Below are 12,571 nucleotides of genomic sequence, written 5' to 3'. Positions count from 1 at the left end.
AAGCCGCCTGACCGCGCGATCAACCCGCCTCGAGCAACGCCACCGTGCCCTGGCCGCCATCGGCGCAGATGCTGACGATGCCCAGCGTGCCGGCGGGCATGGCGGCCAGTTCCTTCACGGCCTGGCTCAGGATGCGCGCGCCGGTGGCACCGAACGGGTGGCCGATGGCGAGGCTGCCGCCGTTGGGGTTCACGCGGTCGCGCGGGAAGGGGCCGAAGTCGCGGTCCACGCCGGCCTTGCGGGTGAGGAATTCGCGGCTTTCCAGTGCCGCCATATGGAACAGCACCTGCGCGGCGAACGCTTCGTGGATTTCCCACAGGGCCACGTCGTCGTAGCGCAGGCCATGCCGGGCCAGCAGCTTGGGGATCGCGAACGCGGGCGCCATCAGCAGGCCTTCGACGCGGAAGTCGACGGCGGCGATTTCCCAGTCCACCAGCTTTACACGCGGCACGTGCGAGGGAATGCGCTCCAGCCCCTTCTCGCTGGCGACCCACAGGCCGGCGGCGCCGTCGGTCAGCGGCGAGGAGTTGCCCGCGGTGAGCGTGCCCTCGCCGCTGGTGCGGTCGAAACTGGGCGGAAGCTTGGCGAGCTTGTCCAGCGAGGTATCGGCGCGCGGAATGCTGTCGCGGCGGAACTCGCCCACCGGTATCACCAGGTCGTCGAAGAAGCCGCTGTTCCATGCCGCCACCGTGTGCTGGTGGCTGGCGAGCGCGAGGGCGTCCTCGTCCTCGCGGCGCAGGTGCCAGTCCTTGGCGGTGATCTCGGTGTGCTCGCCCATGCTCAGTCCCGTCGTGCGGTTCACGATGCCGGGGATGTACAGGCTGATGTCGCCGAGCTTCAGCGACAGCGCGTGCGACACCTTCTCGCCCACCGAGCGCGCCTTCTGGAACTGGCGGATCCAGTCGGACAAGCGCTGCGGCAGGCCAAGCTGCACGCGGCTCAGGCTATCCACGCCGCCGACCAGGGCGAGTTGCAGGCTGTCGTCGTCCAGCATGCCGGCCGCTTCGATCATGCCGATCATGCTGGTCGAGCAGGCCATGATGGTGGAGAAGGCCGGAATGGTGGCCGGCGCGCCGGCGTCCATCAGTACCTCGCGCGCGATGTTGCTCCAGGTGAGGTTGGGCACCACCGTGCCCCAGGCGGCGAAGTCGGGCCGCTTGCCTTCGGGCAGGCTGGCCAGCATGCGCTGCACCACCGGCACCGACAGCGCGATGGCATCGTAGGAGGCCAGCGCGCCGTCCACCTTGGCGAAAGGCGTACGCAGGCCGGAGGCCAGCCAGACGGGACGACCGTAACGTGACTTCAGCGACATGGAGGTGTCCTGGCGATGCGGGAGGGATTCAGCCGGGAAAGCCTTGCCACACCGCGCCTTCGGGCGCGCCGCGGCCGAGTTTGTCCGGCAGCGGGTCGGTGGCGGCGGCAAATTCGAGCGACACGGAGTTGATGCAGTAACGCTGGTGGCTCGGCGGCGGGCCGTCGTCGAACACGTGGCCCTGGTGGCTGCCGCAGCGCGCGCAGCGGATCTCGGTGCGCACCATGCCGTAGCTGGTGTCGCGCACGTAGTTGAGGTGGCTGTCGTCGAACGGCGTGGTGAAGCTGGGCCAGCCGGTGCGGCTGTCGAACTTGGCGCCGGCCAGGAACAGCGGCAGGCCGCAGAGCCGGCAGCAGTACACGCCGGCGCGCTTTTCCGTCAGCAGCACGCCGCAGAACGGCGACTCGGTGCCATGGTCGAGCAGCACCTCGCGCTCGTCCGCGCTCAGCGTCGCGGCGAGCGCGTCGAACTGCAGCGGGGTAGGCGGGGAAAGGTCGAAGGTGGAGCGATGGCTCACGGCGTGATCTCCTCGGCAACGACACCTATAGTCGGGGCGATGGCGTCCGGCTCAAGGGGTCAGCGCTGGCGCTCGCGCGCCTCCTCTTCCTCCACCGTGAGCACGGATTCGGGGCGAGCTTTCAGCCGCGCCTTGGGAATGGGGTCGCCGCTTTCGTCGGACAGCCCGTAGGTGCCTTCGTCGATCTTCTCCAGCGCACGCAGGATGTCGTGCACGCGCTGCTCGTCCACGTCGTGCTGCGCCTGGCGCACTTCCTCCTGGGCCAGGCTCTGGGCCTCGTCCTCGAACTCTTCGGCTTCGTCGCCGTGTTCCGCGGTAAAGCCGCGCTTGCGCGCGTTGACGTCCAGCTCGCCGCCCAGCACCTGGCGGCGCAGGGCTTCCAGGCGCGTGCGCTGCTGCGCGATGAACTCAGGGGTGAGGGTGGGGGCTGCGGTCATGGGTGCGACTCCGTGAGGAAAGAATGCCCGGAGCTATCGCACACGGCTCGTTCGCGCGTGGTGAAGGGCGCCGACCCGCCGGGGCGGGTCGGCGCGAGCACTCACCAGCGATAGGCCACCTTGCCGTACACATAGGCGCCATTGAAGCCGAACGGCGAGAACACCGAGTACGGCAGTGTGCCATTGTTGTCGTTGGCAGGGATTACCCGATCGGGGTACGTGTTGAACACATTGTCGCCGCCGAGGGTGAAGGTCCAGCGGTCCAGGTTGTAGTTCACCGCGAAATCGAAGATCCACTTCGCGCCGAAGGTCTGGTCCAGCGCCGCCGTGGTGGAGTTGTAGGACACGAAGCTGCCATAGCGCGTGGCCGTGCCGTCGAAGCTCCAGTGGCCCAGGTTGTAGACCTCGTTGAGGATGAGCTTGCTGCGCGGCGTGGTGTCCGCCAGCAGGCCGTACTGGTCGCGCCGGTCGATGCGCTTGAGGTTGACGCCGAGCTGGTTGAGGATGGCCGGGTTGGCCTTGATGTCGGTGACCTTGTTCTTGTTGTAGTTGTAGCTCAGCGTGCTCTGCAGCGAGCCGGCGTCGCCGAAGTCGCTCAGGTAGCTGGCCACCAGGTCCACACCGCGCGTGCGCGTGTTCACCGCATTGGTGAAGTAGGCGATGCCGCTGTAGTTGAGGTTGGTCACGCCGTTGGCGGCCAGGTAGGCCTGCACGGTGGGCGAGGTGGTCGCCAGGTTGCTGGAGAGCGTAATGCGGTTGTCGATGGTGATCTGGTAGATGTCGACGCTCAGGTTGAGCGCGTCGACCGGGTTCCACACCGCGCCCAGCGTGTAGTTGTGCGACTTCTCGGGCTCCAGCGGCTGCGCGCCGAGCAGGCTGCCGATTTCGCTGTTTACCGGCACCAGGCCGGTGTTGTAGATGCCGGCCGGCAGATGCAGCGAATTGCCCGCGCCGTAGTAGAGCGACGAGGTATACGAGTAATGCTGCTGCGCCAGCGACGGCGCGCGGAAGCCGCTGGAGGCGCTGCCGCGCAGGGCGAAGCGGTCGGTGAAGTCGAAGCGGCCGGCGAGCGCACCCGAGGTGGTATTGCCGAAGTCGGTGTAGTCCTCGTGGCGTAGCGACAGCGAGGTGCTGAAGCGATCGGTCAGGTTGGTTTCCAGGCTGACGTATTCGGCCACGTCGTGGCGGCTGTAGGAGCCCGCGTCGGTAGGCTGGTAGCCGCCGAAACCCTGCGCGCCGCCGGACACGCCGGAGGTGCCGGTGTACCACGAGGTCAGGTCGCCCGCGTCGATGGAATAGGTCTGGCGCAGGTATTCCGCGCCGAACGCCAGCGTCACCGGGTTGGGCAGCCAGCTGGTGGAGAACTCCTTGGCGATGTCCACGTCGAACGACTGCTGCGCGGCCTTGAGGATGCCGTCGTGGAACTCGGTGGGGCTGTAGCCGAAGTCGTGCAGGTAGGCGCGGTTCACGCTGTTCTCGGTGGCGTAGGACACGCGGTTGCCGCCGTAGTTGCCGCTGATGTCCCAGCGCCAGCCGCTTTCCGTCTTGCCGCGGATACCCACCACCAGCGAGCGGTCGGTGGAGTCGGCGTGTTCCAGCGGCAGATAGCCGTTGGGATACAACGACGGCACCGAGTTGCTGCTCGCCAGGTTGCGGAAGAAGGCCGGCGAGGTGGTGTTGCGGTCGCTGTAGTGGCCGAAGGCATAGAGCTGCACGTTCGGCGTCAGGTCGAACTGCGCGTTCACGAACAGGTTGTGGTCCTTCACCGCCGGGTCGCCGAAGCGCTGCGTGGTGCCTTCCCACGGACGCGTGCGATTGGGCTCGGAGCGGTTGGTGTAATCCTGGTTGCCGTCCTGCAGGGTGAAGCGGATCCAGCCCTTGTCGTTGCTGAGCGGCAACGCGAAGTTGGCCGAACCCTGCCACTGGCGGCCATCGCCCGCGGAGTACTGGCCGCCGGTCAGGTCGACCTCGCCGCCTTGCGCGCCCTTCTTGAGCACGATGTTGATCACGCCGGCGATGGCGTCGGAGCCGTACTGCGCGGACGCACCGTCGCGCAGCACCTCGATGTGGTCGATGGCGCCGATGGGAATGGTGTTGAGGTCCACCGCCTGCGAACCGCGGCCGAGCACGCCGTTGGTGAGCAGGATGGCGCCCGGATGCCAGCGCTTGCCGTCCACCAGCACCAGCACCTGGTCCGGCGACAGGCCGCGCAGCTGCGCAGGGCGCTGCGAATCGGCGGTGTCGGCGGCGGCAGGGCGCGGGAAGGTCAGCGAGGGGATGACGCGCGCGAGCGCGGTGGTGAGCTCGGTGGTGCCGGTCTGCTTCAGCGTCTGCGCCGACACCACGTCGATGGGCGTGAGCGAGCTGCTCTCCGTGCGGTTGTCCGCGCGGGTGCCGGTGACGATCACCGTGTCGAGCTTCTTGGCGTTGTCGGTGGAGGGCGGGGGCGTGGCGTCCTGGGCGGAGGCCGGAGAGAGAACGGAAAGAAGAGCAAGGGCGAGGAGGCTGGGCGCGGCCTTCAGGCCGACGGCGTTGTTATGCATGTGATGGTTTCCCCAATCTAAAGAAAAGCAGTGACGCAGTGCAGCAATCACAGGCTAAGGGTGTTCGTCGGCGCGAGTCAACAGCGGTATAGACGTCCAAACCTGTCCAATGACATTTGGTTGTCTGCTTATGACGCGGCGGCATGAGCATGCGCATGCCACGCGTGGCCGGTTTGTGACGAAGGTCGACAGTTGCGCGACAGCATGCGCCGGGGCGGCGCGTGGCCGATCAGGCGTGCTTTTGCGCTAGCGGTTGATTTGAAACGATTTCACGCGACATTGATGCTTGGCTGAACGACCCTATATTGGGCGCATCGCCGGGCAAGGCGAGCTCGCGCAAGGCGCGCCCGGTTGGCATGCACCCTTATCCAAGGCGGAACCCATGGCACGTAAGAAGTCGCTTCAGCTGTACCGCAACATCGGCATCATTGCGCACATCGATGCCGGCAAGACCACGACGACCGAGCGCATCCTGTACTACACGGGCAGGAAGCATCAGATCGTCGACGTGCACGACACCAAGGACGGCAAGGGTTCCACCACCACCGACTACCTGGAGCAGGAACGCAAGCGCGGCATCACCATCCAGTCCGCGGCCGTGTCCACCGAGTGGAAGGGCCACCAGATCAACCTGATCGACACGCCAGGCCACGTAGACTTCACCATCGAGGTGAACCGCAGCCTGCGCGTGCTCGACGGCGCCGTGGTCGTGTTCGATGGCGTGGCGGGCGTGGAGCCGCAGACCGAGACCAACTGGCGCCTGGCCGACCAGTACAACGTGCCGCGCCTGTGCTACGTCAACAAGATGGACCGCACGGGCGCCAACTTCGAGCACTGCGTGAAGGGCATCCGCGAGCGCCTGGGCGCCAACGCGCTGCTGTGCCAGGTGCCGCTGGGCAGCCATGACGAATTCATCGGCATGGCTGATCTTGTGGCCGGCGTCGCCTATCTGTGGAAGGGCGACGACAAGGACAGCCCGTGGGACACCGTGCCGCTGGACGAAGTGGCCGGGCGCGTGAAGTTCTCCGCGGCCGGCGACCAGGCCTGGGTGGACAACCTGGCCAAGCTCCGCCAGGAAACGCTGGAATACGCGCTGGCCATGGACGACGAGGCTTTCGATCGCCTGATCGAAACGGGCGAGTTCGACCCGAAGGCGCTGAAGGAATGCATCCGCAAGGGCTGCGTGTCGGGCAAGCTGGTGCCGGTGTTCTGTGGCTCCTCGTACCGCAACAAGGGCGTGCAGCAGCTGCTGGACGGCGTGATCGACTATCTGCCGTATCCGGGCGAGAACGGCGGTATCGCGCTGGTGGACGAAGACGGCCACGTCACCGGCGAGCAGGGCGTGGTGGACGACGCGCCGGCGCGCGTGCTGGCCTTCAAGGTGATCAACGACCCCTTCGGCGCGCTGACCTTCTGCCGCATCTATTCGGGCGTGGTGAGCAAGGGCGATACCTTGCTCAACGTCACGCGCGGCAAGAAGGAGCGCATCGGCCGCATCGTTGAGGTGCAGGCGAACGCCACCAAGGAAATCGAGGAGGCGCGCGCCGGCGACATCGTCGCCTTCGTCTCGCTCAAGGAAACCGAAACCGGCGACTCGCTGTGCGATCCGGCGCATCCCGCGCTGCTCGAACGCATGCGTTTCCCCGACCCGGTGATCAGTGTGTCGGTGGAACCCAAGAGCCGCAACGACGTCGACAAGCTCTCGTCCGCGCTCTACAAGATGGTGAAGGCCGATCCCTCGCTGCGGCTGGAGATGGACAAGGAAACCGGGCAGACCGTGCTCAAGGGCATGGGCGAGCTGCACCTGGAAGTGACCATCGACCGCATGCGCACCGAGCTTGGCGTGGACGCGATCATGGGCAAGCCCAAGGTGAGCTTCCGCGAGGCCTTTGGCCGCACGGTCGAGCACACCTACACGCACAAGAAGCAGTCCGGCGGTTCGGGCCAGTTCGCCGAGGTCACCATGATCTTCGAACCGCTGGAGACCGGTGGCGGCGTGGTGTTCTCCGACGAAGTGGTCGGCGGCCGCGTGCCGCGCGAGTACATCCCCGCGGTGGAGCACGCGGTGGATATCGAGTCGCGCGAAGGCCAGGTGGCGGGCTATGAAGTGGTGGATTTCAAGGCGCGCCTGATCGACGGCAAGTTCCACGACGTCGATTCGTCCGCGCTGGCGTTCGAGATCGCCACGCGACAGTGCTTCCGCGAAGCGCAGCGGCTGAGCAAGCCCAAGCTGCTGGAGCCGGTGATGCGGCTGGAAGTGTCGATGGAGCCCGAGTACCTGGGCGACGTCATCGGTGACATCAACCGCCGGCGCGGCACGGTGAACGAGCAAGGCCAGCGCGGCACGCAGTCGTTCGTGCAGGGCTTCGTGCCGCTGGCGGAAATGTTCGGCTACATCAACTTCCTGCGTTCGGCTACCCGTGGCCGCGGCACCTTCACCATGGAGTTCGACCACTACGAGGAAGTGCCGTCCAACCTGGTCGATGCGCTGATGGAGAAAGAGGCGAAGTAATGCCTGCGCCGCCGCGCCGTGAGCCGGTTCGTGCTCACGGCGCGGCGCGTGCGTCGTCCTTGTCGGAACGGTAGGCCGCGCGGCAGGGCACGCTCAGTGTCCACTCCGTGCCGTGCGGATGCAGGCGGCGCAAGGCAAGTTTCGCGCCCAGCCGCCCGGCGCGTTCGCGCATGCCCACGATGCCCCAGTGGCCCGCGTCCGCGGCGGAACGCACGATGGTTTCGTCGATGCCGGTGCCGTCATCGGCGATGCGCACGCGCAGCAGGTGCGCCTGATGATCCACGTGCACGTCGACTCGCGTGGCCTGGGCATGCACGAAGGCGTTGCGGATCGCTTCGCGCACGATGTCGATGATCTCGTCGCGCGCGCTGGGCAGCAGCTTGCGCGGCTCGCCGTGCGCGGTGAGCTGGAACGCCACGTTCGGATACAGCGAGGCCAGATCCTCGCCCACGGCGAGGATGGATTGCACCGGCTCGTTGTGCTGCGGGCCTTCGCCGCGCAGGTCGACGATCTTGCCGCGGCCCTCGATCACCATCTGCCGTGCCTGCTCGATGGCGGTATGCAGCGCATCGCTGTGGGCCTGGTCGCGCACCGGGCGGGCCATCAGCGCCTGCAGGCGCAGCAGCAGGCCTTGCACGCCCTGCAGCAGGGTGTCATGGATGTCGCGGGCGATGCGCTCGCGCTCGTTCATGCGCTCCATCAGTTGCAGGTGCACGCGGTCGGCGGCCAGGCGCGTGCGCCACAGGAAAAACGCACCGATCAGCGCGACGACGACGGCGATGCACAGCGCGTAAAACCAGCTCGACTGGTAGAACCACGGCGCGATGGTGAGGCTGATTTCCGCGCCCTGCATGTTCCACACCCCATCGTCGTTGGCCGCGATGACCTGGAAGCGATAGGTTCCGGGCGCAAGGTTGGAGTAGAACGCCTCGCGCCGGTTGCCCGCGTCCTGCCAGCCCGCGTCCACGCCCGCCAGCCGATAGCGGAAGCGCACGCGATCGGGAATCGCGAGGCTGGCCGCGCTGTATTGCACCTGCAGGTTGGTCGTGCCCTTGGGCAGATCGACCTGGCCCGCGGCGGGATAGCGCTTGCCGTTGGCGATCACCGAGGCGATGTCCACCGGCGGCGGCAACAGGTTGCTGCCCAGCTCGTTGGGGTCGAGCCAGGCCGGTCCCTGGTTGGTGAGAAACCACAGGCGATGAAGCGCATCCATGGTGGCCGTGGGCGTCAGCGCCGCCTGGCGGGCGATGCCCGGCAAGCCGTCGCGGTAGTCGAACAGTCGGTACGCCGGTGCGCGGTCGGGCTGGCTGAAGCTGGCGGCCACTTCGGCGGCGTCCAGGCGCAGCACGCCCTTGCCGGTGTTCAACCAGACGTCGCCGTTGGCAGTGCGCTCGATGCCCGTGATGCCGCTGAAAGCGTCGTTGTCGGCCACGGACATGGAGGCGATGTGGCCATCGCTCCATCGCGCCAGTCCATGTTCGCCGCCGATAAGGACATCGCCGTTGCCGGCATCGATGGTGGTGACGGTGCCCACGTGCAGGCCATCGACGGAGGTGTAGAGCCGGGCGGTGTGCTCGTCCATTCGCACCAGCCGGTCATCGGCATAGCCGATCCACAGCACGCCCTGGTTGTCGCTGGCGAGCGAGGTGGGCGTGTCCTGCGCCACCGCGGCGTCGGGCACGACGGCCTGCCACTGTCCTCGGCGAAGCCGGTAAAGGCCGTGCTCGGCAAGCGCGAGCCACAGCTGGTCGCGGCTGTCGAGCGCAAAGGCGTTGACGCGCGTCAGGTCGGGCGACACCGGCCATTCGGTCACGTCGATGTTCTGCCCGTGCAGGCGATAAAGCCTGTTGCGGCCGACCATCCACAGATCGCCGGCGCGATCGAACAGCATCGCGCTGGTGTCGTGCAGGTCGCTGCGCACCATCGTGTCGTGGTGGCCATCGGAGCGGTAGAGCATGCCGCCATTGGCGATCCACGTCGTGCCGGTGGCATCGACAGCCACCGCATAGTCGGCCGCCATGCCCAGCGGCACCTGCGCGGGCACCTGGAAACTGTTGCGGTGGAAGCTGGCCAATCCCATGTTGGTGCCGGCCCAGATGGTGCCTTCGGCATCCTGCAACAAAGGCACGGCGCGCTCGGAAACCAGGCCGCTGGCCTTGCCCACGACTTCGCTGAAATCCTGCGCGCGCAAGGAGCGGCCGCTGGCCAGGCTCTCCACGGCGGCGACGCGGTAGATGCCGCCGCGATCGACCAGGGTGCCCCACAGGTTGCCGTAGCGGTCGAACAGCAGGCGATTGGCCCAGGCGAAGTCGGTGTCGTCGGGGCGTTCGGCGGCGATCAGGCTGGGATGATCCGGCGTCAGGCCGGGCAGGGCGCGCGTGCCGTGGTTGTGATCGGAAATCCACAGCGTTCCGTTGGGCGCCTGCGCCACGATGCCGTACTTGGCGACCGCCAGGCCGGTCGCGCGAAAGCGGTGTTCGCCCGGACGCAGGAACATCAGCGAGTCGCCGGTGGTCACCCACAACGTGCCGTCGCGTGCGGTGATGAGCCAGTCGGCGCGATGCGAGGCGTAACCCCAGTCGTCACCGACGGCCTGCCACCGTTCGCCATCGAAACGCGCAAGGCCGCCTTCGGTGGCGGCCCAGATCGCGCCGTCGCCCGTGCTGGCGAACGCCAGCACCATGCCGGGCGGGAAATCCTTGCCGGGGGCGAACTGCCGCAGATGTCCCGACTGCAGCACGCCGGCGCCGCCGTAGTAGAAGCCCATCCACAGCGAACCATCCGGCAACCTGTGCAGCGCGGTGATGTCGTTGGAACGGAAGCGTTCGCCCTCGGCGGGCTGAAAGCGTTCGAAGCGCGAACCGTCGAAGCGGTACAGGCCGCTGCCGGTGCCCAGCCACAGGTAGCCGTCCTTGCCTTGCGCCATCGCCCAGATGTCGGCGGGCGTGCCTGTTTCCGTGGTCCACAGCCGGCGGCGAAAACCCGTCGATTCGCCGGCATGGGCGGGAAGCAGCACGCATGCCGCCAGCAACGCGGCGCCGATGCAGCGCGCGACATGACGGACGAAGGCCGGCCATCCGAGCATCGTCATAGCTATTCCGTATGGGGCGCCGGCGGCCTTGCCCGCCGGCGATGCGTGCAGCATATCGCCGCGCGCGCGGCGGCCATAGGTGCCATGCGGTGAACGCAGAATCACCCGAATGGGCATTGCCCCGCACGGTGCCGCGCCCGCTATAGTGCGGCGTGTTGCACCGGCGGTGGCCCCGACCGCCGATGACGCCCGCCCATCACGTGTCGAGGGACCTTATCGTGACAGCTGATGCGACACGCATCCGGGTGCTGATCGCCGACGATCATCCGATCATGCGCGACGGCATCGTCGCCGCGATCGAGAGCGCGCCCGACATGGACGTGGTGGGGCAGGCCGCCGATGGCGCGGAAGCCATCGTGCGTTATCGCGAGCTGCGGCCCGACGTGGCGCTGATCGACCTGCAGATGCCTGGCGTGGATGGCCTGCAGGCCATTTCGACCCTGGGCGGCGAGTTTCCGGATGCGCGGATCATCGTGCTCACTTCCTATCCCGGCGATGCGCGCGTGAAGCGCGCGTTGACGTTCGGCGCCAACGCCTACCTGCTCAAGACCGCGACGCGCGAGGAGATCCTCGCCGGCATTCGCTCGGTGATGGGAGGACGCCGCGTGGTGGCGGCGGAGGTGGCCGGCGAGATCGCCACGCACGCCTGGTCGGAAATGCTCAGCGACCGCGAGCTCAGCGTGCTGCGGCTGGTGGCGACCGGCCACACCAACAAGCGCATCGCCGACATCCTGTGCGTTTCCGAAGACACCGTGAAGGCGCGCCTGAAGAACATCATGACCAAGCTCGGCGCGCTCGACCGCACGCATGCGGTCACGCTGGCGCGCAATCGCGGCTTCTTCGACGGTTGATCTTCTCCCGATCCGTAACACCCGTGAAACACGTTTCGTGGACGTGCACGCTTGCGCGCGCGGGGGGCGTTTTTCCCGCGGCCGTACCTACCTGATCGGGTAGGCCAGATATGCCGCGATTGGGATACCTATCCCGCGCGCAATGAGAAGAATGTCGATGGGCAGCAGCACATGAGCTGGCCCACCTTTCCTCATCACTTCCGTCACGCGCGCATGGGTTGCAACGCATGGGTTGCAACCTGCCACGGCTTCATCGCCGGATGCGCCGCGCTCGACGGGTTCACCGGGAGAACCCGTATGTCGACGAAAGACCAAGGTGCGGAGATCGACGCCGCCAGGCGCGCCTTCATGGGCGGCGTGGCGGTGGCATCGGCCGCACTGGCGCTGCCCGCGATCGGGCTGACCGTGCCGTCCAGCGCGTTCGGTGCGGGCGCGCCTAACCATCCCTCACATGGAACCCAAGACATGAGTTCGATCACCACCAAAGACGGCACCGAGATCTATTACAAGGATTGGGGGCAGGGGCAGCCTGTCGTGTTCTCGCATGGCTGGCCGCTGTCGGCCGATGCGTGGGATGCGCAGATGTTCTTCCTCAGCTCGCACGGCTACCGCACCATCGCGCACGACCGCCGTGGCCACGGCCGCTCGGGCCAGCCGTGGAACGGCAACGACATGGACACCTATGCCGACGACCTCGCCGCGCTGATCGAGAAGCTGGACCTGAAGAACATCGTGCTGGTCGGCCATTCGACCGGCGGCGGCGAAGTGGCGCACTACATCGGCCGCCACGGCAATGCGCGCGTCGCCAAGGCGGTGCTGATCGGCGCGGTGCCGCCGGTGATGGTCAAGAGCGAGAAGAACCCTGGCGGCCTGCCCATCGAGGTGTTCAACGACATCCGCGCCAAGACGCTGGCCGACCGTTCGCAGTTCTTCAAGGACCTGTCCGGCGCGTTCTTCGGCGCCAACCGCCCGCACACCAACGCCACGCAGGGCATGCGCGACTCGTTCTGGAGGCAGGGCATGATGGGCGGCCTGAAGGGCCAGTACGACTGCATCAAGCAGTTCTCGGAAGTGGACTACACCGACGACCTGAAGAAGATCGAGGTGCCCACGCTGGTGATCCACGGCGACGACGACCAGATCGTGCCCATCGACGACTCGGGCCGCCTGTCGGCCAAGATCGTCAAGCACGCCACGCTCAAGGTGTATCCGGGCGCGCCGCACGGCCTGACCGCGACGCACCAGGAACAGGTCAACAAGGACCTGCTCGAGTTCATCCGTTCCTGATCCATCGGTGCACGCCGGTTT

8 protein-coding genes are annotated in these 12,571 nt (G+C 67.0%); 3 read left to right on the top strand and 5 right to left on the bottom strand.

What is annotated here, in order from left to right:
• Positions 1-19: 19 nt before the first annotated feature.
• From BDW41_RS03400 to BDW41_RS03385, 4 genes are all read right to left on the bottom strand, one after another.
• Complete coding sequence (locus BDW41_RS03400; RefSeq protein WP_074546629.1) at positions 20-1,312, bottom strand: acetyl-CoA C-acyltransferase; 1,293 nt, start codon at positions 1,310-1,312, stop codon at positions 20-22.
• 28 nt (positions 1,313-1,340) lie between these two features.
• On the bottom strand, positions 1,341-1,829 hold the full coding sequence (msrB, locus tag BDW41_RS03395; protein ID WP_074546627.1) for a peptide-methionine (R)-S-oxide reductase MsrB: 489 nt from the start codon (positions 1,827-1,829) through the stop codon (positions 1,341-1,343).
• 59 nt (positions 1,830-1,888) lie between these two features.
• On the bottom strand, positions 1,889-2,266 hold the full coding sequence (locus BDW41_RS03390; RefSeq protein WP_074546625.1) for a conjugal transfer protein TraR: 378 nt from the start codon (positions 2,264-2,266) through the stop codon (positions 1,889-1,891).
• Between the two features lie 101 nt (positions 2,267-2,367).
• The gene (locus tag BDW41_RS03385) at positions 2,368-4,809 is read right to left on the bottom strand and encodes a TonB-dependent receptor (RefSeq protein WP_074546622.1); all 2,442 of its coding nucleotides are present in this window, start codon (positions 4,807-4,809) and stop codon (positions 2,368-2,370) included.
• Between the two features lie 382 nt (positions 4,810-5,191).
• Here BDW41_RS03385 and fusA point away from each other — a divergent pair, with 382 nt between their 5' ends.
• Entirely contained in the window at positions 5,192-7,321 is a 2,130-nt protein-coding gene (gene fusA, locus BDW41_RS03380) for an elongation factor G (protein WP_074546618.1), read from the top strand.
• 34 nt (positions 7,322-7,355) lie between these two features.
• On the opposite strand, the gene BDW41_RS03375 is transcribed toward fusA, so the two are convergent.
• Positions 7,356-10,412: a sensor histidine kinase gene (locus tag BDW41_RS03375; RefSeq protein ID WP_074546615.1), complete on the bottom strand. Its 3,057-nt coding sequence runs from the start codon at positions 10,410-10,412 to the stop codon at positions 7,356-7,358.
• Positions 10,413-10,657: 245 nt separating this feature from the next.
• Here BDW41_RS03375 and BDW41_RS03370 point away from each other — a divergent pair, with 245 nt between their 5' ends.
• Both BDW41_RS03370 and BDW41_RS03365 read left to right on the top strand, forming a co-directional pair.
• The gene (locus BDW41_RS03370) at positions 10,658-11,263 is read left to right on the top strand and encodes a response regulator transcription factor (RefSeq protein ID WP_199535282.1); all 606 of its coding nucleotides are present in this window, start codon (positions 10,658-10,660) and stop codon (positions 11,261-11,263) included.
• A 465-nt stretch (positions 11,264-11,728) separates the two neighbouring features.
• On the top strand, positions 11,729-12,550 hold the full coding sequence (locus tag BDW41_RS03365) for an alpha/beta hydrolase (RefSeq protein ID WP_110301540.1): 822 nt from the start codon (positions 11,729-11,731) through the stop codon (positions 12,548-12,550).
• Positions 12,551-12,571: the final 21 nt, after the last annotated feature.

Origin of the sequence: Dyella sp. AtDHG13, assembly GCF_003201105.1 — a bacterium.
Lineage (GTDB): Bacteria > Pseudomonadota > Gammaproteobacteria > Xanthomonadales > Rhodanobacteraceae > Dyella > Dyella jiangningensis_B.
This window is presented reverse-complemented; position numbering and strand designations above follow the sequence as displayed.